General features: G+C 71.6%; 19 protein-coding genes. 6 read left to right on the forward strand and 13 right to left on the reverse strand.

Annotated elements, in window-relative coordinates; translation table 11 throughout:
* Window positions 1-16: 16 nt before the first annotated feature.
* The 8 genes from SCK26_RS13555 to SCK26_RS13590 all read right to left on the reverse strand — a co-directional run bounded on the left by SCK26_RS13555 (window position 17) and on the right by SCK26_RS13590 (window position 7,717).
* Window positions 17-631: a response regulator transcription factor gene (locus tag SCK26_RS13555; protein WP_318201561.1), complete on the reverse strand. Its 615-nt coding sequence runs from the start codon at window positions 629-631 to the stop codon at window positions 17-19.
* Window positions 628-1,824, reverse strand: a complete 1,197-nt coding sequence (locus tag SCK26_RS13560) for a sensor histidine kinase (RefSeq protein ID WP_318201562.1) — start codon at window positions 1,822-1,824, stop codon at window positions 628-630. The genes SCK26_RS13555 and SCK26_RS13560 overlap by 4 nt, the downstream gene beginning before the upstream one ends.
* Window positions 1,821-2,561 carry an ABC transporter permease gene (locus SCK26_RS13565; protein ID WP_318201563.1) on the reverse strand — a complete coding sequence of 247 codons (741 nt, stop codon included), beginning with the start codon at window positions 2,559-2,561 and terminating at the stop codon, window positions 1,821-1,823. The genes SCK26_RS13560 and SCK26_RS13565 overlap by 4 nt, the downstream gene beginning before the upstream one ends.
* A complete protein-coding gene (locus SCK26_RS13570) occupies window positions 2,558-3,487 on the reverse strand; it encodes an ABC transporter ATP-binding protein (protein ID WP_318201564.1) in 930 nt (309 codons plus the stop codon). Before SCK26_RS13570 ends, SCK26_RS13565 begins: the two co-directional genes overlap by 4 nt.
* Window positions 3,488-3,626: 139 nt before the next feature.
* On the reverse strand, window positions 3,627-6,032 hold the full coding sequence (locus SCK26_RS13575) for a hypothetical protein (protein ID WP_318201565.1): 2,406 nt from the start codon (window positions 6,030-6,032) through the stop codon (window positions 3,627-3,629).
* 158 nt (window positions 6,033-6,190) lie between these two features.
* A complete protein-coding gene (locus SCK26_RS13580) occupies window positions 6,191-6,607 on the reverse strand; it encodes a DUF6113 family protein (RefSeq protein WP_318201566.1) in 417 nt (138 codons plus the stop codon).
* Window positions 6,604-7,473 (reverse strand): N-acetyl-1-D-myo-inositol-2-amino-2-deoxy-alpha-D-glucopyranoside deacetylase, encoded by an 870-nt coding sequence (gene mshB, locus SCK26_RS13585; RefSeq protein WP_318201567.1) that lies wholly within the window; start codon window positions 7,471-7,473, stop codon window positions 6,604-6,606. Before mshB ends, SCK26_RS13580 begins: the two co-directional genes overlap by 4 nt.
* Window positions 7,474-7,522: 49 nt before the next feature.
* Window positions 7,523-7,717, reverse strand: a complete 195-nt coding sequence (locus SCK26_RS13590) for a hypothetical protein (protein ID WP_030614868.1) — start codon at window positions 7,715-7,717, stop codon at window positions 7,523-7,525.
* A 175-nt stretch (window positions 7,718-7,892) separates the two neighbouring features.
* Here SCK26_RS13590 and SCK26_RS13595 point away from each other — a divergent pair, with 175 nt between their 5' ends.
* Entirely contained in the window at window positions 7,893-10,022 is a 2,130-nt protein-coding gene (locus SCK26_RS13595; protein ID WP_318201568.1) for a S9 family peptidase, read from the forward strand.
* 140 nt (window positions 10,023-10,162) lie between these two features.
* Here SCK26_RS13595 and SCK26_RS13600 read toward each other — a convergent pair whose 3' ends face one another.
* From SCK26_RS13600 to SCK26_RS13620, 5 genes are read right to left on the reverse strand one after another with little or no spacing between them, the layout of a single operon-like run.
* Window positions 10,163-11,221: a dipeptide ABC transporter ATP-binding protein gene (locus SCK26_RS13600; protein WP_318201569.1), complete on the reverse strand. Its 1,059-nt coding sequence runs from the start codon at window positions 11,219-11,221 to the stop codon at window positions 10,163-10,165.
* Window positions 11,214-12,188, reverse strand: coding sequence for an ABC transporter ATP-binding protein (locus tag SCK26_RS13605; RefSeq protein ID WP_318201570.1), 975 nt, complete (start codon window positions 12,186-12,188; stop codon window positions 11,214-11,216). The genes SCK26_RS13600 and SCK26_RS13605 overlap by 8 nt, the downstream gene beginning before the upstream one ends.
* 7 nt (window positions 12,189-12,195) lie before the next feature.
* Window positions 12,196-13,176, reverse strand: a complete 981-nt coding sequence (locus SCK26_RS13610; RefSeq protein ID WP_318201571.1) for an ABC transporter permease — start codon at window positions 13,174-13,176, stop codon at window positions 12,196-12,198.
* A complete protein-coding gene (locus SCK26_RS13615; RefSeq protein WP_318201572.1) occupies window positions 13,169-14,089 on the reverse strand; it encodes an ABC transporter permease in 921 nt (306 codons plus the stop codon). Before SCK26_RS13615 ends, SCK26_RS13610 begins: the two co-directional genes overlap by 8 nt.
* Before the next feature lie 4 nt (window positions 14,090-14,093).
* Window positions 14,094-15,722, reverse strand: coding sequence for an ABC transporter substrate-binding protein (locus SCK26_RS13620; protein ID WP_318201573.1), 1,629 nt, complete (start codon window positions 15,720-15,722; stop codon window positions 14,094-14,096).
* Between the two features lie 466 nt (window positions 15,723-16,188).
* Between SCK26_RS13620 and SCK26_RS13625 the strand changes: the two genes are divergently transcribed.
* From SCK26_RS13625 to SCK26_RS13645, 5 genes are all read left to right on the forward strand, one after another.
* On the forward strand, window positions 16,189-17,217 hold the full coding sequence (locus tag SCK26_RS13625; protein WP_318201574.1) for an ABC transporter permease: 1,029 nt from the start codon (window positions 16,189-16,191) through the stop codon (window positions 17,215-17,217).
* Window positions 17,218-17,295: 78 nt separating this feature from the next.
* Window positions 17,296-19,080 (forward strand): ABC transporter substrate-binding protein, encoded by a 1,785-nt coding sequence (locus tag SCK26_RS13630; RefSeq protein WP_318201575.1) that lies wholly within the window; start codon window positions 17,296-17,298, stop codon window positions 19,078-19,080.
* Between the two features lie 84 nt (window positions 19,081-19,164).
* Window positions 19,165-20,145 (forward strand): ABC transporter permease, encoded by a 981-nt coding sequence (locus tag SCK26_RS13635; RefSeq protein WP_318201576.1) that lies wholly within the window; start codon window positions 19,165-19,167, stop codon window positions 20,143-20,145.
* 10 nt (window positions 20,146-20,155) lie between these two features.
* Window positions 20,156-21,181, forward strand: a complete 1,026-nt coding sequence (locus tag SCK26_RS13640) for an ABC transporter ATP-binding protein (RefSeq protein WP_318201577.1) — start codon at window positions 20,156-20,158, stop codon at window positions 21,179-21,181.
* A 26-nt stretch (window positions 21,182-21,207) separates the two neighbouring features.
* Window positions 21,208-22,251, forward strand: a complete 1,044-nt coding sequence (locus tag SCK26_RS13645; RefSeq protein ID WP_318201578.1) for a dipeptide ABC transporter ATP-binding protein — start codon at window positions 21,208-21,210, stop codon at window positions 22,249-22,251.
* The last annotated feature ends 180 nt before the right edge of the window (window positions 22,252-22,431 follow it).

A 22,431-nucleotide genomic window follows, 5' to 3' on the forward strand; every position in this document is an offset into this window, starting at 1 on the left:
GCTCACCGCGCGCGGTTCACAGCCAGCCCTTCTCCCGGGCGATCAGCACCGCCTCGGCCCGGTTGCGGGCCGCCAGTTTCTGGATGGCCGTCGACAGGTAGTTGCGGACGGTGCCCTGGGACAGGTGCAGGGCCTGGGCCAGTTCGGCGTTGGTGGAGCCGTCGGCCGCCGCGCGCAGCACCTCGCGTTCGCGCTCGGTGAGCGGGTTGGCGCCGTCGGCGAGCGCGGCGGCGGCCAGGGTGGGGTCGATGACCCGCTCGCCGGCCAGCACCTTGCGGATCGCCTCGGCGAGCTGGGCGGCCGGGGCGTCCTTGACGAGGAAGGCGTCGGCGCCGGCCTCCATGGCGCTGCGCAGATAGCCGGGCCGGCCGAAGGTGGTGAGCACCACCAGCTTCACGCCGGGGTACGCGCGGCGCACCCGGGCTGCGGCCTCGATGCCGGTGCAGCCGGGCATCTCGATGTCGAGCAGCGCCACGTCCACGCCGTGCGCGCCGACGGCGGCGAGCACCTCGTCACCGCGCGCGGCCTGGGCGACGACCTCGATGTCGTCCTCCAGGCCGAGCAGCGCGGCCAGCGCCTCGCGGACCATCGACTGGTCCTCGGCCAGCAGGACCCTGATCGTGCGCGTCATGCCCCGGATCCTACGTCGGGCGCGGGCGTGGCCCGCACGCGGGCGACCAGCCGGAACCCCTGTTTGACCCGGCCCGCGCGCAAGGTGCCGCCGGCCTTCTCGAGCCGCTCGGTCAGGCCGGTCAGCCCGTTGCCTGGGCCCTTGCCGGAGCCGCCGCTCCCGTTGTCCTCGACGGTGAGTTCCAGCACCGGCCCGTCCAGCGTCTCGCGGCGCAGCAGGCCTACCGCGCAGCGGTCGGCACCGCTGTGCCGGACCACGTTGGTGACCGCCTCGCGCAGCGCCCAGGCGAGGGCGGACTCGGCCTCCTCGGGGACGCCGGCGAGGTCGGGGTCGGCGGGCACCTCGGCGACGACCTCGGCGGCGGCCAGGGCGACCTGGGCGCCGGCCAGTTCGGCGGCCAGCCGGGGCCGCCGGTAGCCGGTGACGGCCTCCCGGACGTCGACCAGGGCCTGCCGGCTGACCTGTTCGATGTCGGCGACCTGCCGGGCCGCCTGTTCCGGGTGGCCGGGCAGCATCCGGCCGGCCAGCTCGCTCTTCAGCGTGATCAGGGACAGCGAGTGGCCGAGCAGGTCGTGCAGGTCGCGGGCGAGGCGCAGGCGTTCCTCGTTGGCGGCGAGGTGGGCCACGGTGGCGCGTGCCTTGCGCAGCTCGATGGTGGTGCGCACGAGCTGGCCGACGCCGGTCATCGCGAACCCGATGAGCAGGGCGAGGACGACCAGGCCGCGCGCCTGCTTCTCGTCGGTGCGCAGGCCGATCAGGTACATCACCAGGGCGGAGGCCGGGACGGCCCAGTAGGCGGCGCGCAGCGGCAGGGTGGCGCCGAAGGCGACCGCCAGGTAGACGAACAGGCCCAGCCAGGCGCTGCCGAGGGTGCAGGCCAGGACGGTGGCGAGCACGCCGAGGACCCCGCCCAGGCCGAGCACGGCACGGGGCGGGAACGGCCGGCCCATGTTGCGGAAGACCATCGCCAGGTAGACCGCGACGAACACGGCGAGGCCGCACGAGCCCGCCACGGTGGCGGCGGTGGAGTGGCCGCCGCCGGCCAGGTCCTCGACCGGCGAGCTGAGGAAGACCAGCCAGACCCCGATCCACAGCGCCTTGACCAGCAGGTCGCGCCGGCTGGTGGGCGGCCGGCCCAGGGGGATGTGCCGCGCCGTGGTGCCGTCCCGGTCGTCCGTCGTCGTGCCGTTCACGCCTTCAGCGTGTCCTTCCGGTACAGCCAGGCCGCGCCGCCCGCGAACAGGACGAAGGAGACGACGAGCACGGCGATGTCCTTCGCGTGCGGGGCCTGGCTCTGTTCGATGGCCCGTCCCAGGGCAGCGTACGCGTGGGTGGGCAGCCACTCGGCGATGTCCTGGAGCCACCGCGGGAAGGTGGTGGTGGGCATCCACAGGCCGCCGAGCATGGACAGCACGAAGTAGGTGATCATGGTGATCGGGCGGACCGCGTCACCGCTGGCGAGGTAGCCGAGGGCGACGCCGAGCGCGGCGAAGACCAGGCTGCCGGCCCAGATGGCGGCGCTGAGGGCGAGCCACTGCCAGGCGTCGAGGCGTACGCCCTTCACCGCGGCGGCGACCACGAAGACGGTCACGATGGACGGCAGGCTGACCACGGCCGCGGCGGCGGTCTTGGCGAGGACGTAGCCGCGCCCGGGCAGCGTGGTCAGCCGCAGCTGCCGTACCCACCCGCTCTCGCGCTCCTTGGCGATGCGCTCGCTGTTGCCCATCAGGACGGCGGTCAGGGCGCCGAAGGAGGCCATGGAGACCATCATGTATGTCGGCAGGGTCAGGCCCGTGCCGTCGAGTTCGGTGTGGCTGTCGGCGTTGCCCGCGATCAGCAGGAACAGGGCCGAAGGGTAGATCACGGAGAAGAACAGGAACTTGCGGTTGCGCAGGACGCGGATGAGTTCCAGTCTGATCAGGCTGTTCACTGCTGCTTCGCCTCCTCGGCGGCGGTGATGGCCACGAACGCCTGCTCCAGACCGAGGCCGGCGACTTCGAGGTTGCGGGGGTAGAGGCCGAGGCCGTACAGGGCGTGCACGGTGGCGTCGGCGTCGGCGGACTGGATGCGGACGGTCTGGCCCGCGACGTCGATCCGGGTGACGGACGGCAGGGCGCGCAGGGCGCTGTCGTCGATCGCTCCGGCCAGGTCGAAGGAGACGCGGCGGGCGCCCGCCCTGGCCTTGATCTCGGCGGCGGTGCCGTCGGCCAGCAGCCGGCCCCGGTGCAGCACCAGGACCCGGTCGGCGATGGCGTCGGCCTCTTCCAGGTAGTGGGTGGCGAACAGCACCGTACGGCCCTGGTCGGCCTGCTCGCGCATGGTGGCCCAGAACGCCTGGCGGGCGGAGACGTCCATGCCGGTGGTCGGCTCGTCCAGGATGATCAGGTCGCTGTCGCCGGCGGTGGCGAGGGCGAACCGGACCCGCTGCGCCTGGCCGCCGGACAGCTTGTCGACCTTGCGGTCGGCGATCTTGGTGATGCCCGCGCGCGCCAGCACGTCGGCGACCGGGTACGGCCGCGGGTGCAGGGAGCAGGCCAGCCCGACCAGTTCGGCGACGCCGACCCCGTCCATCAGCCCGCCGCTCTGCAGCATGGCCCCGACCCGGCCGGCCACGATGGCCTCGCGGGGACTGGTGCCGAACAGGCTGACCGAGCCGCTGTCGGCGCTCTTCAGCCCGAGGAGCAGGTCGAGGGTGGTGGACTTGCCGGCCCCGTTCGGGCCGAGGAGGGCGACGGTCTCGCCCGGGTACAGCCGCAGCGAGAGGCCGTCCACGGCCCGCACGCTCCCGTACGTCTTGGTCACCTGGTCGAAGCCGACCACCGGGGTGGTGGCGGCCGGTACCGCTGTCGTCGTCATGGCACCCATGCTGGCGGCCCGGGCCGGGGCCGGGGCAGTGCCGTGGGTCCCGAGTGCCGGATGACAGATGTCACGGGCATCGGGTGACGGGCACGGCGCGGGGGCGCCTTCGCCGGTGGAGGCGCCCCCGGTGCGGTGACTAACTGGGGTCGGTGTCGATGACCCCGACCCGGTTGGTCCTGCTCATCAGCGCCGGGCGCAGCGCGGCGTAGACGTCCTCGGGCGTGACGGGCGTCTTCTTGCCGGTGCCCCGGGTGATGAGCACCCCGTCGAACGCCTGGCCGTACAGCTCCTTGAGAGCGGTCAGGTCGGGCTTGTCGACCAGCTTGCCGTCGACCGCGGTGACCCGGAGGAACTTCCACAGCGAGTTCTGCGGGCTGAACGGCACGGAGTGGGCCGGGTCGGTCTGCACGGACACCCGTCCCGACATGGCGGGCTCGGCGAACTCCTTCATCATCCGGTCGACCTCGGCGTTGGAGACCGTCGGCTGCCGGGTGGTGGTCGGCACGCCGACCGGGGTCGCGCTGCCCGTCTCCACCAGCGCGCGGTAGGCCTGTTCGACGGCCTTGGTGGACCGGTCGGCGTCGACGGCCCGGCCCGCCTTGCCGTAGACGGGCACCGCCTTGCCGGACTTGAACTCGATGGTGCCGTCGGCGGCCGAGCCCGCGCCCGAACCGCCGCCGGCCTGCCGGAGCGCGGCGTGCAGCTTCTCCTCGTCCACCGGCATGACCGGGGCGACCACACGTTTCTGCCCGAAGAGGGAGCCGACGACGTGGACCGGGTTGTAGTCGCTGTGCGCGGCTTCGCTGACGGTGGCCTGGTAGTCGAACTGCAGGCCCGCGTTCTCCGGGGTGAGGGAGACGGTCTTGCCGCCGACGGCGAGCTTCAGCGGCTTGTCGACCCGCTCGCCGAAGGCGTCGTCCAGCTTCTTGACGGCGTCGTCGCGGGTGCCGCCGCCGATGTCCACGCCGAGCACGGTGGTGCCCTTGGGCACGTCGGTGCGGTTCATCAGCAGCCCGGCGCCGTAGGCACCGCCCGCGGCGACGACCACGGCGGCGACGAGCAGCATGAACTTGCTGCGGCCCTTCTTCTTCGGCTTGGCCGCCTTGGCCGCCTTGGGCGCCGGGGCCGGCTCGGGCTTCGGCTTGGGCGCGGCGGGCGCCGCCGGGCCGCCCGAGGCGGCGTCGAACGGCGAGCCGCCCGCGCCGGGGACCACCGGCATCCCGCTGGTGACGGTCTGTCCGGAGACGTTGCCCGCGGCCGGGGAGCGGTAGCCGGGCGTGCCCGGCTCGGGGGCCGGCTTCTGCGGGGTGAGGATCGCGGTGTCGTCGCTGAGCCCGCCGCCGGGGCCACGGCCGCCCGGGTGCGCGCCCGGGCCGGCCGGGCCCGCGCCGGGGCCGGTGAGGTCCGTGAGCGCGCTGCGCGGGGCGCCCCGGCCGGTGCGGCCGGCGCCCGAGGGGCCGTCGAAGGGCTCGCCGGGCCGTCCGCCGGGGCTGCCCGCGCCGGGCCGCGGCACGAGGGTGCCGTCGCCGGTGACCGGGCCGCCGGTGGGACCGGCCGGGCCCTGCGGCCCGCCGGGGCCGCCCTGTCCGCCGGGCCCGTTGAAGCCGCTGGCGCCGCCGGGGCCGCCCAGGCCGGTGAAGTCGCCGGCGCCGCCGTGCGCGGGGGCACCGCCCGCCGGGCCGCCGTAGCCGTCGTGTCCGTTCCCGCCCGCCGGTCCGGCGCCGACGCCGTCCTGGCCGCCGTGGGCCGGGCGGTCCTCGGAGAAGTACGGCAGATCGTCGCGGCGGGACTCGCCGGCACCGGGGGCGCCGGACTCGGGGCCGGGGCGGGAGCCGCCGCCCAGCGGGCCCGCGGTCAGCGCCTCGGTCACGTCGAAGGAACCGGTGCCGCCGCCGTGGCCCGGGGCGACGGGGCCGCCGGTGGCACCGGGCAGGCCCTTGCCGTTCGTGCCGCCGGAGCGGACGCCCGGCACGCTCATGGAGCCGACCACACCGCCGGGACGGCCGCCGGGGCGCGCGCCGGTGGCACCGGCCGCGCCGGACACACCCGGACCACTCGCACGGGGGCCCGCCGGGGAAGGGGCCGGGGCGGCGGAGGCGCCGGGGATCCCGGCGCCGTTGGTGCCGCCGCCCGGGCCGCCCTTGGGGGCGCCGGCCTTGCGGGGCGCGAACCAGTCGCTGGTCTTCTCCTCCGCCTGGCCGGCGGCCTCGGCCGGGGCCTCGGCGGTGCCGTCGGCGGCGGGCGTCCGGTCGGCGGCGTGCCGCGGTTCGGCGGTGGGCGTCTCGTCCCCGGCGCCCTCGCCGTCCCCGACGGTCTTGCGCACGACGACCGGCGGGATGGGCCGGGACCCGGGGATGTTGATCCGGATCCGGGTCGTCAGCGTGGTCTCGGTCTTCTTCTCGTCCGGCCGCGTGCCCGAACGGCCCGCGCCCGTACCGTCGTCGGAAGCCAGGGGGGTCCCGTACGGCGGTGTGCCGGAGGGGTACGCGGCTCCGCCGCGCCCGTCGGGCCCGGAGGACGGAGTGTCAGTTTCACGACTCAAGGCAGGTTCTCCCGGTTGGCTCCGCCGCCCTTACGACCTGACTGCTCGGGCGGCTCGGCGGCGCGCACCACCATACTGGCCGCTTCTGACGCGTATCCCATGACCGCTGAGGAAACCCACACCGGACTCCCACGTGCGCGGCACGGCGAAGTGGTACGTCACTTGCCAAGTCGGGCGGAGCCGCCGCCGGGTTGCCGTCCGGCGCCGACGGTGGCACAGATCACAGCCACGGCCATGCCGCCGAGCAGGAAGAGATAGGAGCCGGCGCCCGCGCCGAACAGGAAGTCGCCTTCCGGGCGCGCGGTGGTGAGCAGCACGACGGCGACGATCCAGCCCGCGGCCGGCGCGACCGCGCCGCCACGGCCGCGGGTGGCGTACGCGCCGCCGAGGAAGAGGCCGGCGGCGCCGGCGAGGGCGAGCAGCAGCCCGCCGGGGAACCAGGCGCCTTGCAGCAGGGCGCCGGCCACGGCCACGACCGCGCCGAGCAGGAACAGGCCGGTGAGGGCGGCGGCCCGGCCGGGCGTGGGCGGGCGCAGCGGCCGGGCGAGCGGCGAGCCCGGTCCGCCGGCGCTCATGACGCCTCCTCGCCGCCGGCGGTCTCGACGCCCGCGAAGAGGTCGGTCTCGCCGCGCTCGCCCGTGCCGCGCACCAATTCGTAGTACTCGGTGGTGAACAGGGGCTGGGCGAGGGCGTTGGAGAGCGCGAAGTACGGCTCGGCGACCTCGACCTGGGTGGCGTGGGCGCGCATCGCGGCGGCCTTGGCGGCGGCGTACGCGGTGCCGTCGACCGCGGTGGTGATCCGCTCGTCGTCGACCACGCCGGGCACGTCGGCCACGGCAGCGCTCTTGTCGAACGGCAGGGTGTCCAGCTCGTCCTGGAGGCGGGCGAAGGCGGCCTCGGCGACGGAGCGCGGGACGCGGTTCCAGTAGACCTTGGCGACGCGGTGGCCGCGCCCGGCCGCGAGGTCGACGGCGCGCATGGCGACGCGGTGGGCCTGGACGTGGTCCGGGTGGCCGTAGCCGCCGTTGTCGTCGTAGGTCACGAGGACCTGCGGGCGGACCTGGAGGATCACGTCGGCGAGGTGGCCGGCGGCCTCGTCCACGTCGGCCTGCCAGAAACAGCCGGGGTCGTCGTTGTCGGCCGTGCCGGTCATCCCGGAGTCGCCGTAGCGCCCGGCGCCGCCGAGCAGCCGGCCGTCGGTGACGCCGAGCGCGGCGAGGGCCGCGCCCAGCTCGCCGCGCCGGTGCGTGCCCAGCGCGGCGCCCGTCAGATGCCGCAGCGGCGGCGGGATGACCTCGCCGCGCTCGCCCAGGGTGCAGGTGACCAGGGTCACGTGCACGCCCTCGGCCGCGTACCTGGCCATGGTCGCGCCGTTGTTGATCGACTCGTCGTCCGGGTGCGCGTGCACCAGCAGCAGACGCCGCGCGGGCAGTTCCGTCATGGCACCACCCTACGAGGTCACCGCACCGCCTCCCGGCGACACCGGCCCGTCAGAACTTGATGCTGCCGATCATGCCGGCGACGTTGGTCGTCAGCTCTCTGATCGTGGGCGCGATGGTCGAGGAGGCGAGATAGAAGCCGAGCAGGATGCAGACGACGGCATGGCCGCCCTTCAGCCCTGACTTCTTGATCAGCAGGAAGACGATGATCGCCAGCAGCACCACCGCCGAAATCGAGAGTGCCACGGCGGCTCACCTCCAAAGATCCCAGGGACGCGGCGGGTTCCAGATCAGTTGAGCAAATCCATGCAGGAGCAAGCGGGTTCATACCCACACAGCGGTAGTGATCATAACTATCCGTGTGCGCGCATCGCTCGGCGCACAGCCGCACAAGGGGGCGCATGGCCAATATGGTCGGGGTATGACGAACGAGGCTGACTCCTTCCCCCGCCGGCACGCCCGGACGCAGCGGTTCACGCTCGGCGCGCCGCGCGCGTTCACGGTGGCGCCCGACGGCACGCGTGTCGCGTTCCTGCGTTCCGGCTCGGGCACCGACCGGGCCAACTCCCTGTGGGTTCTGGATCTTCCGGGCGGCACCGAGCGCCTGGCGGCCGATCCCGCGGCGCTGCTCGGGGGCGCCCGCGAAGAGCTGTCGGCCGAGGAGCGGGCCCGCCGCGAACGGAGCCGCGAGGGCGGTGCCGGCATCGTCGGTTATGCCACCGACACTTCCGTGGAGTTGGCGTCCTTCGCCTTGTCAGGGCGGCTTTTCACGGCGGAGCTGCGGGCCGGGACGGCGCGCGAGCTGACCGTGCCGGGGCCGGTGATCGACCCTCGTCCGGCTCCGGACGGACGGCATGTCGCCTACGTCTGCGGAGGCGCGCTGCGGGTGGTGGGCGCCGAGGGGGACGGCGACCGGGCGCTGGCCGAGCCGGAGTCGGCGGAGGTCTCCTACGGGCTCGCGGAGTTCGTCGCGGCCGAGGAGATGGCGCGTTCGCGGGGCTTCTGGTGGGCTCCGACGTCGGACCGGCTGCTCGTGGCGCGCGTGGACGACACGCCGGTACAGAGGTGGTGGATCGCCGATCCGGCCCGACCGGAACGTGAGCCACACAACATCCGCTACCCGGCGGCGGGCACCCCCAACGCGGACGTACAGCTGTTCGTCTACGGCCTGGACGGGAGCCGCACGGAGGTCCTCTGGGACCGGGCGCGCTATCCGTATCTGGCACGAGTGCACTGGTCAGAGGCGGGTGCGCCGCTGCTGCTGGTGCAGGCGCGGGACCAGCGCAGCCAGCTGTTCCTGGCCGCGGACCCGGATTCCGGGGCCACGCGGATGGTGCACGCCGACGAGGACCCAGATTGGCTGGAACTTTTCGCCGGTGTGCCCTGCTGGAGCCCCTCCGGGCAGCTTGTCCGCATCGCGGACGAGGGCGGCGCACGGGTGCTGACGGTCGGCGAACGGCCGCTGACCAGCGGGCAGTTGCACATTCGTGCGGTTCTGGACGTGGGTTCGCGTGACGTATTGGTTTCCGCCTCTTCCGGTCCGGAGGCCGCGGAGCCGGAAATTGGCGAAGTTCACGTGTACAGGGTGAACGAGTTGGGTGTGGAACGCGTGTCGGAGGAGCCCGGTGTGCACGCGGCGGTGCGCTCCGCGGGCGTCACCGTCCTGGTGTCCGCGGCCCTGGACCGGCCCGGCAGCCGGGTCCGGGTGCTGTGCGACGGGAAGCCGGCGGCCACGGTCCGGTCGTTCGCCGAGGACCCGGGCCTGCCGGTGCGGGTGACGCTCACCGAGGGGGGCGCACGCCGAATCCCATGCGCCGTGCTTATGCCTCGGGACTACCCCGGTGACACTCCCCTGCCGGTCCTCCTCGACCCCTACGGCGGTCCGCACGGCCAGCGGGTGGTGGCCGCGCACAACGCCCACCTCACCTCGCAGTGGTTCGCCGACCAGGGTTTCGCGGTGATCGTCGCCGACGGCCGGGGCACCCCGGGCCGCTCTCCGGGCTGGGAGAAGGCGATCCGGGACGACGTGGCGGCGGTGGTGCTCCAGGACCAGGTCGACGCGCTGCACGCGCTCGCCGAGCGGTACCCGCTGGACCTGGACCGGGTGGCGATCCGGGGCTGGTCCTTCGGCGGCTATCTGGCGGCGCTGGCGGTGCTGCGCCGCCCGGACGTCTTCCACGCGGCGGTGGTCGGCGCGCCCGTCACCGACCTCAGGCTCTACGACACCCACTACCAGGAGCGCTACCTCGGCGACCCGGGCGAGCAGCCGGAGGTCTACCGCCGCAACTCGGTGATCGACGACACGGGCCTGGTCGACCCGGCCGCGCCGCACCGCCCGATGATGGTGATCCACGGCCTGGCGGACGACAACGTCGTGGTCGCCCACTCGCTGCGGCTGTCCTCCGCGCTGCTGGCCGCCGGCCGGCCGCACGAGGTGCTGCCGCTGTCCGGGGTCACCCACATGACCCCGCAGGAGACCGTCGCCGAGAACCTGCTCCGCCTCCAGCTGGACTTCCTCCGGCGCTCCCTGCCTCCGGTGAGGCGCCCGTGAACACCCGTAACACACAGGCAACTTCGCGGAAGCGGTACCGATATACGGACACGGCAGCCTGAACTGCGTACGGCCGTGCGGGTGCCGTAAACGGGCCGGGGTGCACCTTGTCACCCCGGCCCGTTCCCGTTCCCGTTCCCTCAAGGCTCCCCGGGCGGAACCGCTCCCGGCGCGGAGCCCCCGGCCGGCCCGGCCTCCTCGGCGAAGTGACAGGCCGACGGGTGGGCCACGGGCCCGGGAGCGTCCCGGAACGCGGCCGGCACCGCCAGCGCCGGCACCTCCCGCGCGCACCGCTCGCGCGCCTTCCAGCAGCGGGTGCGGAAGCGGCACCCGGAGGGCACGGCCGTCGGCGAGGGCACGTCCCCGGTGAGGATGATCCGCTCGCGCCGGTCGCGGGCGGCCGGGTCGGGCACGGGCACGGCGGAGAGCAGGGCCTGGGTGTAGGGGTGGGTCGGGTGGTCGTAGATCGCGTCGCCGGGTCCGCTCTCCACGATCCGGCCCAGGTACATCACCCCGACCCGGTCCGAGAGGTGCCGCACCACCGACAGGTCGTGCGCGATGAAGACGTACGCGAGGCCGAACTCCGCCTGGAGCCGGGCCAGCAGGTTGACCACCTGGGCCTGGACCGAGACGTCGAGGGCGGACACCGGCTCGTCGGCGACCACGACCTCGGGCCGCAGCGCCAGCGCCCGGGCGATGCCGATGCGCTGGCGCTGTCCGCCGGAGAACTGGTGCGGGTAGCGGTTCGCGTACTCCGGGTCGAGCCCGACCACGTCCAGCAGCTCCCGCACCCGGCGCCGCCGGTCGCCCTTCGGGGCCACCTCAGGGTGGATCTCGTACGGCTCCCCGACGATGTCCCCGACCGTCATCCGGGGGTTGAGCGAGGTGTAGGGGTCCTGGAAGACCATCTGGATGCTGCGGCGCACGGCCTTCAGCGCCCGGCCGGACAGCCCGGTGACGTCCTCGCCCTTGAACCTGACGGTGCCGGCCGTCGGGCGCTCCAGATGGCACAGCAGCCGGGCCACCGTCGACTTGCCGCACCCCGACTCGCCGACCAGGCCGAGCGTCTCGCCGCGGCCGAGCGCGAAGTCGACGCCGTCGACCGCCTTCACCGCGCCGCTCTGCCGGCGCCGGAGCACGCCCCGGGTGAGGGGGTAGTGCTTGACCAGACCGGTCGCCTCCAGGATCGGCTCAGCCACCGAGGCACTCCCTCCAGAAGTGGCAGGCGCTGCCCCGGCCGCCGGGCACCTCGTACAGCGGGGGCACGTCGGTACGGCACACCTCCCGGGCCATCGGGCAGCGCGGGTGGAAGGAGCAGCCGGGCGGGACGCGCGTGAGGTTCGGCGGCAGGCCCTTGATGGCGTACAGCTCCCGGCCCTTGCGGTCCAGGCGGGGCACGGAGTCGAGCAGGCCGCGGGTGTAGGGGTGGGCCGGGGCCCGGTAGAGGTCGCGCACGGGCGCGGACTCGACGATCCTCCCGGCGTACATCACCGCGATCCGGTCGGCGACGTCCGCGACGACGCCGAGGTCGTGGGTGATCAGGATCAGTCCCATGCGGTACTCGCGGCGCAGCTCCGCGAGCAGGTCCATGACCTGGGCCTGGACCGTGACGTCCAGGGCGGTGGTGGGCTCGTCGGCGATGACGAGCGCCGGCCGCAGCGCCAGCGCCATCGCGATCATGACGCGCTGGCGCATACCGCCGGAGAACTGGTGCGGGTAGTCGCGCACCCGCTGGGCCGCCGCCGGGATGCGCACCCGGTCCATCAGCTCCACCGCCCGGGCCCGCGCGTCCCTGCGGGACATCCCCCGGTGCACCACGAACATCTCGCCGAGCTGGTCCCCGACGGTGAGCACCGGGTTGAGGGCCGACAGCGCGTCCTGGAAGATCATCGCCATGGCGGCGCCGCGGATCCCGCGCCGCTCCCGCTCCTTCAGCGCCAGCAGGTCCCGCCCCTGGAACAGGACGCGCCCGCCGGTGATCCGGCCGGGCGGGGTGTCGAGGATGCCCATCACGGCCTGCGCGGTGACGGACTTGCCGGACCCGGACTCGCCGAGCACGGCCAGCGTCTCGCCCGCGTCCACCGTGCAGTCGACCCCGTCGACGGCTCGGGCGACCCCGTCCCGGGTCCGGAACTCCACGCGCAGGTCGCGCACTTCGAGCAGCACGGCACCATCACCTCAGCTTCGGGTCGAGGGCGTCGCGGACCGCGTCGCCGAGCATGATGAAGGCCAGCACCGTGACGGCCAGGGCGCCCGAGGGCCACAGCAGGGCGTGCGGGGCGTTGCGGATGAAGGGGGAGGCGGCGGAGATGTCGATGCCCCAGGAGACGCTGGGGGGCCTCAGGCCGACGCCGAGGTAGGAGAGGGTCGCCTCCAGGGCGATGTAGGTGCCGAGCGCGATGGTCGCGACGACGATGACGGGCGCCACCGCGTTCGGAGCGATGTGCCTGAGCAGGATCCGGGTGTCGGAGGCGCCGAGGGCGCGGGCGGCCTGGACGTAGTCGTTCTGCTTGACGGTGATGACCGAGCCGCGCGCGATCCGGGAGATCTGCGGCCAGCCCAGCAGCACCATGAACCCGACGACCGGCCAGACCGTCGTGGAGGCGACCACGGACAGCAGGACCAGTCCGCCGAGGACGACCGGGATGGCGAAGAAGATGTCGGTCAGCCGGGACAGCAGCGCGTCCCAGACCCCGCCGAAGTAGCCCGCGAGCCCGCCGAGCACCGACCCGAGCAGGGCCACCCCGAGCGTGGCGCACAGGCCGACCGTGACGGACGTACGGGCGCCGTGGACGGTGCGCGTGTAGACGTTGCAGCCCTGGCCGTCGTAGCCGAAGGGGGCGCCGGGGGCTGGGCCGTCCTGGGACCTGGCCAGGTCGCAGCTCAGGGGCGAGCCGGAGGCGATCAGCGAGGGCCACAGGGAGATGAGCAGCAGGAAGCAGATGACCAGGGCCGACAGCAGGAAGACGGGGTTGCGGCGCAGGTCCCGCCAGGCGTCGGACCACAGCGAGCGGGGCCGGCCGGCCGGCCCCGGCCCCCGGGGTCCGCCCGGCGCCCCCTCCAGCGTGACGGCCTCGCTCGCGCCGAGGTCCATCGCGCCGCCCATCCCGGTGCCGGCGATCGCGCCCTCGGGCTCAAGGTGCTGTTCAGGCATGGCGGATCCTCGGGTCGAGTACGGCGTACAGCAGGTCGACGAGCAGGTTGGCCACCAGGAAGACGAGGACCAGCACGGTCACGAAGCCGACGACCGTCTGGCTGTTCTGGCGCAGGATGCCCTGGTAGAGCTGGTAGCCGACGCCGTGGATGTTGAAGATCCGCTCGGTGACGATCGCGCCGCCCATCAGCGCGCCGATGTCGGTGCCGATGAAGGTGACCACGGGGATGAGCGAGTTGCGCAGCAGGTGCCGGGTGACGACGCGGTGCCGGGGCAGGCCCTTGGCGACGGCCGTGCGGACGTAGTCGGAGCGCCGGTTCTCCGCGAGGGAGGTCCGGGTCAGCCGGGTGACGTAGGCGAGCGAGACGGAGGCGAGGACCAGGCCGGGCACGATCAGCTCGTCGAAACCGCCGCCGCGCACCGAGGGCCGGATCCACTGCCACTTGATGCCGAACAGCAGTTGCAGCAGCAGGCCGGTGACGAAGGTCGGCACGGAGATCACCACCAGGGTGGCCAGCAGCACCCCGGTGTCCACGGGCCGGCCGCGCCGGAGCCCGGTGACCACGCCCAGCGTGACGCCGACGACCACCTCGAAGAGGACGGCCACGACCGTCAGCCGGACGGTGACCGGGAACGCCGACGCCATCAGCTCGGTGACCGGCTGCCCGTTGAACGCCGTACCGAAGTCGCCGGTGAAGACCTTGCCCATGTAGGTGAGGTACTGCCGCCACACCGGCTGGTCGAGGCCGAACTCCCGGCGGAGCCGGGCCGCGGTCGCCGGATCGCAGGCCCGCTCCCCGCACAGCCCGGCGACGGGATCGCCCATCACGTTGACCATCAGGAAGATCAGCAGCGTGGCGCCGACGAACACCGGGATCATCTGGAGCAGCCGGCGCAGGACATGGCGTCCCATGGGCTCAGCCGACCCTGATCTCGTTGTAGACCGGGACGCTGAAGGGGTTGAGCGCCACGTGGGACAGCCGCTCGGAGTAGCCGGCGTTGCCGTTCTGGTACCACAGCGGGATGGCGGCCATGTGGTCCCGGACGACCTCCTCGGCCCGCTGGAAGAGGGCGACGGAACGGGCGGGGTCGGTCTCGGCGTTGGCGCGGTCGACCAGCCGGTCGAAGTCCTCGTTCGACCAGGCGCCGTCGTTGGAGGAGGCGCCGGTGTAGTAGAGGGGCTGGAGGAAGTTCTGGATGAGCGGGTAGTCCATCTGCCAGCCCGCCCGGAACGGGCCGGTCATCCGGTGCCGGCCGAGTTGTTCGCGGAAGTCGGCGAAGGTGCCGACCGGGTTGCCGACGCAGGCCCGTTCGTCGCGCAGCGCGTTGTTGATGGAGTTGCACACCGCGTCGACCCACTGCCGGTGCGAGCCGGAGTCCGCGTTGTAGGTGAGGGTGAGCCGGCCGCCGGGGATGCCGCCGCCTTCCTCGATCAGCTCGCGGGCGCGGCCGGGGTCGTAGTCGCAGGCGCGGCCGCACAGTCCCTTCTTGTAGCCGCCGGCCGCGCCGAGCACCGGTGAGGTCCAGTCGGTGGCCGGGGTGCGGGTCCCGCGGAAGATCGTGCCGGTGATCTGCCGGCGGTCGATCGCCATGGACAGCCCGGTGCGGACCTTCTCCGCGCCGGGTCCGCTCCAGGCCTTGTCGTACGAGGGGAAGGCCAGGGTCTGGAGGATGCCCGCGGGGGTGTTGAGGTAGCGGTCGCCCAGGTCGCCGCGGACGTTCTTCAGCTGGGCGGCGGGGATGTCGTCGGCGAGGTCGAGGTTGCCGGCCAGGAGGTCGGTGTAGGCGGTGTTGCTGTCGGTGTACACCAGGAGGGTGACGCCGTCGTTGCGGGCCTTGTCCGGGCCGGGGTAGCCGTCCCACCTCCTCAGGTACATCTGCGAGCCCCTGGTATAGGACGCGATGGCGTAGGGGCCGTTGCCGACCGGCTTGCGCACCCAGGCCGCGTGGTCGGTGAAGAAGGCGCGCGGCAGCGGGGCGAAGGCCGCGTAGCCGAGGGTGTCGGGGAAGCCGGAGAACTTCTGGTTGAGCCGGACGGTGAAGGTGTGGTCGTCCAGCACCTTCAGTCCGCTGAGGGTGTCGGCGCGCTGGCGGCCGGCGGCGGGGTGGACCTGGTCGTAGCCGTCGATGTAGCCGAAGAAGTAGGCGTTCTTCTGGTTGTTGCGCAGGCTCGCCCCGTAGTTCCAGGCGTCCACGAAGGAACGGGCGGTCACTTTCTCGCCATTCGAGAAGGACCAGCCGCGCCGGAGACGGACGGTGAAGTTCCGCGAGTCCCGGGTCTCGATGGAGCGGGCCAGCCAGTCGCGGGCCTCGCCCGTCCTCGGGTCGTACCGCTTCAGGCCCCGGAAGATCATGTCGAGGACCTTGCCGCCCTGCACCTCGTTGGTGTTGGCCGGCTCCAGCGGGTTCTGCGGATCGCCCCAGGAGGAGCTGAGCACCGCGCCGCCGTTGCCGCCCGCGCCGACGCTCCCGCAGCCCGCGGCGGCGGACACCAGCACCAGCGCCGCCGCGCCGGTGGCCCATCGGGCGTGCGTGCTGCGCCGCATGGCGTGCCTCCTCCTGCGCCTGGAAACGAGTACCGGTCGATAGGGAGACATACCGCGCACGGCTCCCGCCTACCGCCCGAAAAGGCGGCCTTTGGGGGGACACGTCATCCGAATGCAGGCACCCCTCCCCCGGCCACCGATGATCTTGACCATCGAGCGCAATAGATCTACGCGTAACGATGCCGAAACGTTGGATTGGGACGGGGTGATGTACGCATGTCGACACTCCACCGTCCGCATATCGAACGCCTTGCCCGTTTCGCGCGATTAGTCCGATGTGAAGCACGGATTGATTACGGCGCGCTACCCGCGTAGCTACGGAACGATCAAGGCAGAGTAAAGAAGGTAAAGAGAAAACCAAGGCGGCCGAGAATTTATTGACCTTGAATGAATTGCGTTGAAAAAGTCCGGCGTAGCCCGTAGGGGAGCGCCCTGCGGAGCCTTGACCCACAAGGCACGGAGCATCATGACCCCCGCAACCCCTTCCCCGGCCGCCCCTCTCGAGGTGACCGACGAAGACAGCGCCTCATCGGCGAAGCCCGGCATCCCCCAGGGCAGCGAAAGCCGATCTCCGGGACGGCTGGCCTGGATCCGCTTCAAGCGGGACCGGACGGGCGTCATATCCGCCTTCGTGGTGATCTTCTTCTTCGTCGTCGGCATCCTGGCCCCGCTCATCGCCAAGGTGTACGGCAAGGACCCGTACACCACCTACGGCATGAACATCCCGGGCCTGCTGAACGAGTTCAACTACCCGGTCAAGCCCAACGGCGGCATCAGCTCCGACTTCTGGTTCGGCATCGAGCCGCAGCTCGGCCGGGACGTCTTCACCTTCCTGCTCTACGCCATCCGCAACTCGCTGCTGATCGCGACCGCGGCCGCCCTGCTGACGACCCTGCTCGGCATCGTCATCGGCGTCACCGCCGGCTACCTCGGCGGCAAGACGGACTACTTCGTCGGCCGGGTGATCGACATCCTGCTGGCGTTCCCGCAGACGCTCTTCTTCATCGCCTTCTGGCCCGTGGTGCTGGCGATCTTCGTCTCGCCGGAGGAGAACACCCCGGTCTGGCTGACCGTCACCAGCCTCATCCTCGTGATGACGGCCTTCGGCTGGGCCTCCATCGCCCGACTGCTGCGCGGCGAGGTGCTCGCCCTGCGCGAGCGGGAGTTCGTCGAGGCGGCCAAGGTCACCGGCGCCTCCCCGGCGCGGATCATCTTCAAGGAACTGCTGCCGAACCTGTGGACGCCGATCCTCATCCAGGCGACGCTCATGCTGCCCGCGTACGTGACGGCGGAGGCGGGCCTCGCCTTCGTCGGCGTCGGCCTGACGGACCCCACCCCCGACTGGGGCGTGATGATCCAGAACGGCGCCAAGGTGTACCAGGACGACATCACGTTCATGCTCTTCCCGGGTCTGTCGATGGTGCTCTTCGTCGTCGCCTTCAACCTCCTCGGTGACTCGGTCCGCGACGCCCTGGACCCCAAGACCAAGCGCTGAACTCCATCCCCGGCCACGGCGACGGGGCCCGGCCGGGGTTCCAGCACCACTTCTTTCCTCCAGCAGAACAGGCCAGCCATGTCCTTTTCCCGCAGAAACTTCCTGATCGCCACCTCTGTCGCGGCCGCGGGCTCGACGCTGCTGTCCGCGTGCAGCAGCGGTGACGGGGGCGGCGGCGGCAGCACCTCGAAGGCCGGCGCCACCGAGTACACCGGCGCCAAGGTCACCGTCGGCACCCAGGCCGACTCCACCGGCCCGGCCCCGGAGGTCCCCGGCGCGAAGAAGGGCGGGACGATCTACGGCCTGGCGCCGGACGACTTCTCGCACCTGGACCCGCAGCGCATCTACTACGCGTACAACTCCACGGTCGCGAACGTGCTGCACCGCTGCCTGACCGGCTACAAGATCGACGCCTCCGGCAAGCAGAAGCTGGTCGGCGACCTGGCCACCGACACCGGCACCGCCTCTGCCGACAACAAGACCTGGACCTTCACGCTGAAGGAGGGTCTGAAGTGGGAGGACGGCAGCGAGCTGACCGTCGAGGACGTCCGCCACGGCATCGAGCGCGCCTGGGCGACGTTCATCACCGAGGGCGCCGACTACGTCCAGCGGGCGCTGACCGGCAAGGCCGGCAAGTGGCGTGACACGTACGAGGGCCCGTACAAGGGCAAGCACCTCGACTCGATCGTCACCGACAAGGCGAAGCGGACGATCACCTTCAAGCTGGCCGAGGCCAAGCCGGACTTCAACTTCACCCTGGCGATGCACTCCTACGCCCCGGTGCCGGCGAAGCTGGACACCAAGGAGAAGTACGACAAGAAGCCCGTCGCCTCCGGCCCGTACATGGTCAAGGCGCACACCACCGACAAGTCGATGGTGCTGGTCCGCAACAAGCACTGGGACCCGAAGACCGACCCGATCCGCAACGCCTACCCGGACAGCTTCGAGTTCCGCTTCGGTGTCGAGACGCTGGACGGCGTCGACCGCCTCATCGCCTCGCAGGGCAACGACGCCTACGCCGTCTCCATCTACAAGGGCGTCCCGGCGGAGCGCATCCAGAAGGTCCTCACGGACCCGGACCTGAAGAAGCGCACCTTCAACGGCCTGCTCACCGGCACCTACTTCTACTGGATCAACACCAAGCGCGTCACCGACCTGAAGGTCCGCCAGGCCCTGATCCACGCCTGGCCGCTCCAGCAGATCCGGCAGATCTACGGCGGCCCGTCGGCCGGCGACTTCGCCACCTCGGTCCTCAGCCCCGACATCATCGGCTACCAGAAGACCGATGTGTACAACAAGCTGAAGAAGCCGCAGGGCGACCCGGAGGCCGCGAAGAAGCTGCTGAAGGAGGCCGGCAAGGAAGGCCAGAAGATCGTCTACGCCTTCCCGAACGACCCGACCTACAACAAGACCAAGGTCGTCATCGAGAACGCGCTGAAGGCGGCCGGCTTCACCCCGGTGATCAAGCCGCTGGACTCCACGGCGTACTACGACCAGGTCCAGCAGATCGACAACAGCTACGACGTGATGTGGGGCGGCTGGTCCCCGGACTGGCCGACCGCGTTCACGATGATCCAGCCGCTGCTCGACGGCGAGGCCATCGGCGACGGCAAGAACAACGTCTCGCAGACCAACGTTGCCTGGATCAACGAGGGCATCAAGAAGAACGCGGTCATCCCGGACCAGGAGGAGGCCGGCAAGGCCTGGGCCGCGCTCGACAAGCGGATCATGGAGGAGGTCGCCCCGATGATCCCGGAGACGTACCAGCGTCGCTTCTACGTCTACGGGAACAAGGTCGGCGGCGCGCAGTTCGACCCGAACTTCTCCGCCACGCTGCTGTACAAGACCTTCGTCAAGGCCTGACGTACGGCCCCTTAGGCGGGGCGGCCCCGGTGCCGCCCCGCCGTCTCTTCCCCCTACGGCATCCGTCAGGAAATCCCAACTGCCATGTTCCGCTTCCTCATCCGCCGGATCCTCGGCGCCGCGGTGATTCTGCTGATCATCAGCGCCCTGGTGTTCGTCCTGTTCTACGCCGCTCCGCGCGACCCCGCCCGCATCGCGTGCGGCAAGGTCTGCACCCAGGAAACCCTGGAACTGGTGAAGAAGAACCTGGGCATCTCCGATCCGCTCCCCATGCAGTACTGGGAATGGCTCAAGGGCCTGTTCGTGGGGCGGGACTACGCGGCGTTCGGACACTGTGACGCGCCCTGCCTGGGTTACTCGTTCCAGAGCCGTGAGCCGGTGCTGGACACCATCCTGGACCGCTTCCCCACCACGATCTCCCTGTCCCTGGGCGCTGCCGTGGTCTTCCTGATCTTCGGTGTCGGCACCGGCATGCTGGCCGCCGTCAAGCAGGGCAGGGCGCTGGACAAGATCGCCAGCTCGGCCTCGCTGATCGCGTCCTCGATGCAGATCTACGTCGTCGGTGTGCTCGCCACCTACCTCCTGGTGGACCAGCTGCACCTGCTGGACCGGGCCAGCTACACGCCGTTCACCGACAACCCGGGCAAGTGGTTCTCCGGCCTGCTGGTGCCGTGGCTGGTGCTGTCGCTGATCTTCACCGCCAACTACACCCGTATGACGCGCTCCCAGATGGTGGAGACGCTCACGCAGGACTACGTCCGCACCGCCCGTGCCAAGGGCCTGTCGCGCCGTACGGTGTTCTTCCGGTTCGCCTGGCGCGGCGCCATGGGCCCGATCGTCACCATCTTCGGCCTCGACCTCGGTGTGCTGCTCGGCGGCGCGATCATCACCGAGTCGACCTTCAGCCTCCAGGGTCTCGGCATGCTCTCGGTGAAGGCGGTCGGCACCAACGACCTGCCGATCCTGCTGGGTGTCATCATGGTCGCGGCCGCCGCGATCGTCGTCTTCAACATCCTCGTGGACGCCGTGTACGCCCTGATCGACCCGCGCGTGCGCCTCGCATAAGGAGAGACCCATGAGCACCCCCTTCCTCTCCGTCCGCGACCTCAAGGTGCACTTCTCCACCGAGGACGGCATCGTCAAGGCCGTCGACGGGCTCTCCTTCGACCTGGAGAAGGGCAAGACCCTCGGCATCGTCGGCGAGTCCGGCTCCGGCAAGTCCGTCACCAACATGGCGGTCCTCGGCCTGCACGACCCGCGCAACACCGCCCTCGACGGCGAGATCCTGCTCGACGGCAAGGAGCTGACCACCGCCACCGAGAAGGAGCTGGAGCAGCTCCGCGGCAACAAGATGTCGATGATCTTCCAGGACGCGCTGGCCTCGCTGTCGCCGTACCACACCATCGGCGCGCAGATCGGCGAGACCTACCGCAAGCACACCGGCTGCTCCAAGAAGGAGGCCCGGGAGCGCTCGGTGGAGATGCTCCGCCGGGTCGGCATCCCGCAGCCCGACGTCCGGGTGGACGACTATCCGCACCAGTTCTCCGGCGGTATGCGCCAGCGCGCGATGATCGCCATGGCGCTGGTCTGCGACCCCGAGCTGCTGATCGCCGACGAGCCGACCACGGCCCTCGACGTGACGGTCCAGGCGCAGATCATGGACCTGCTGAAGGACCTCCAGCAGGAGTTCGGCACCGCGATCATCTTCATCACGCACGACCTGGGCGTCATCGCGGACATCGCGGACGACGTGCTGGTGATGTACGGCGGCCGGTGCGTGGAGCGCGGCACCAAGAAGGAAGTGCTCCAGAGCCCGCAGCACCCGTACACGCTGGGACTGCTCGGCTCGATGCCGAGCCTGGACGGGCCGGTCGACGTACCGCTGTCGCCGATCCCGGGCTCGCCGCCCTCCCTGCTCAACCCGCCGTCCGGCTGCCGCTTCCACCCCCGGTGCGCGTTCGCCGACAAGGTGGCCGGCGGGCGGTGCTCCGGTGAGTCGCCCGCGCTGGAGTTCGTGGACGGCCGGGCCGCCGCCTGCCATCTGACACCGGAACAGAAGCGCGAGTTGTTCTCCGACTACGTCGCGGCCCGCACCCACTGACGGTCTTCAGACGGGACTTCACCACCATGAGCAGCACCACCCCCCTCCTGGACGTCTCCGGGCTCACCAAGCACTTCCCGATCAAGGGCGGCTTTCCCATCAAGCGGACCGTCGGCGCCGTCCAGGCCGTCGACGGGCTGGACTTCCAGGTCGCCGAGGGCGAGAGCCTCGGTCTGGTCGGCGAGTCCGGCTGCGGCAAGTCGACCACCGGCCGGCTGATCACCCGCCTGCTGGAGCCGACCGGCGGCAAGATCACCTACCGCGGCCAGGACATCACGCATGCCGGCCGCCGGGATCTTGCACCGATCCGCTCCGAGATCCAGATGATCTTCCAGGACCCCTACGCCTCGCTGAACCCGCGGCAGACGGTCGGCAAGATCATCTCCGGGCCGATGGAGATCAACGACATCAATCCCGAGGGCGGCCGGGAGAAGCGGGTCCGCGAACTGCTGGAGATCGTCGGCCTGAACCCCGAGCACTACAACCGGTTCCCGCACGAGTTCTCCGGCGGCCAGCGCCAGCGCATCGGCGTCGCCCGCGCCCTGGCCCTGGAACCCAAGCTGATCGTCGCCGACGAACCGGTCTCCGCGCTCGACGTCTCCATCCAGGCCCAGGTCGTCAACCTGCTCCAGAAGGTGCAGCGGGAACTCGGCATCGCGTTCGTGTTCATCGCGCACGACCTCGCCATCGTCCGGCACTTCTCCCAGCGCGTCGCCGTCATGTACCTCGGCAAGATCGTCGAGATCGCCGACCGCGACGACCTGTACGGCAACCCCCGCCACCCCTACACCCGGGCCCTGCTGTCCGCCGTGCCCGAGGCGACGGTGGACGAGGAGCCGCGCGAGCGCATCCGGCTGACCGGTGATGTGCCGTCGCCGATCAACCCGCCCTCCGGCTGCCGCTTCCGCACCCGCTGCTGGAAGGCGACCGAGAAGTGCGCGACGGAGGCCCCGCCGCTGGTGCGGGCGGAGGGCAACAAGCCGGGCCACCTGACCGCCTGCCACTACCCGGAGACCGCGGACACCGTGCCCGCTCCGCGCCTTGCCAAGGACCCCGAGGCGGCGGCCTGACACACCCCTTTCCGTCAGCCGCCCCCTTGCGGAGCGGACTTTCACCGGCCCATTGACCCGAGCCCGCGAACGTCCGGTCCGGGGGACGAGGGCCCGCGCCCGTCCAGGCGCGGGCCCTCTCGCACGTCCCGCGCCTTCGGGTCCGGGTCACGCTCAACTCCCTTCTTCGTCAAGGGATTT

Origin of the sequence: Streptomyces sp. SCL15-4 (genome assembly GCF_033366695.1) — a bacterium.
In the GTDB taxonomy this organism is placed as follows: Bacteria; Actinomycetota; Actinomycetes; order Streptomycetales; family Streptomycetaceae; genus Streptomyces.

What these genes read in the sequence shown, in the direction of transcription:
- SCK26_RS13610 (WP_318201571.1), bottom strand. Translation starts at nt 13,176, where the DNA reads ATGCCTGAACAGCACCTTGAGCCCGAGGGCGCGATCGCCGGCACCGGG.
- SCK26_RS13570 (WP_318201564.1), bottom strand. Translation starts at nt 3,487, where the DNA reads ATGACGACGACAGCGGTACCGGCCGCCACCACCCCGGTGGTCGGCTTC.
- SCK26_RS13555 (WP_318201561.1), bottom strand. Translation starts at nt 631, where the DNA reads ATGACGCGCACGATCAGGGTCCTGCTGGCCGAGGACCAGTCGATGGTC.
- mshB (WP_318201567.1), bottom strand. Translation starts at nt 7,473, where the DNA reads ATGACGGAACTGCCCGCGCGGCGTCTGCTGCTGGTGCACGCGCACCCG.
- SCK26_RS13645 (WP_318201578.1), top strand. Translation starts at nt 21,208, where the DNA reads ATGAGCAGCACCACCCCCCTCCTGGACGTCTCCGGGCTCACCAAGCAC.
- SCK26_RS13640 (WP_318201577.1), top strand. Translation starts at nt 20,156, where the DNA reads ATGAGCACCCCCTTCCTCTCCGTCCGCGACCTCAAGGTGCACTTCTCC.
- SCK26_RS13635 (WP_318201576.1), top strand. Translation starts at nt 19,165, where the DNA reads ATGTTCCGCTTCCTCATCCGCCGGATCCTCGGCGCCGCGGTGATTCTG.
- SCK26_RS13620 (WP_318201573.1), bottom strand. Translation starts at nt 15,722, where the DNA reads ATGCGGCGCAGCACGCACGCCCGATGGGCCACCGGCGCGGCGGCGCTG.
- SCK26_RS13630 (WP_318201575.1), top strand. Translation starts at nt 17,296, where the DNA reads ATGTCCTTTTCCCGCAGAAACTTCCTGATCGCCACCTCTGTCGCGGCC.
- SCK26_RS13595 (WP_318201568.1), top strand. Translation starts at nt 7,893, where the DNA reads ATGACGAACGAGGCTGACTCCTTCCCCCGCCGGCACGCCCGGACGCAG.
- SCK26_RS13615 (WP_318201572.1), bottom strand. Translation starts at nt 14,089, where the DNA reads ATGGGACGCCATGTCCTGCGCCGGCTGCTCCAGATGATCCCGGTGTTC.
- SCK26_RS13625 (WP_318201574.1), top strand. Translation starts at nt 16,189, where the DNA reads ATGACCCCCGCAACCCCTTCCCCGGCCGCCCCTCTCGAGGTGACCGAC.
- SCK26_RS13580 (WP_318201566.1), bottom strand. Translation starts at nt 6,607, where the DNA reads ATGAGCGCCGGCGGACCGGGCTCGCCGCTCGCCCGGCCGCTGCGCCCG.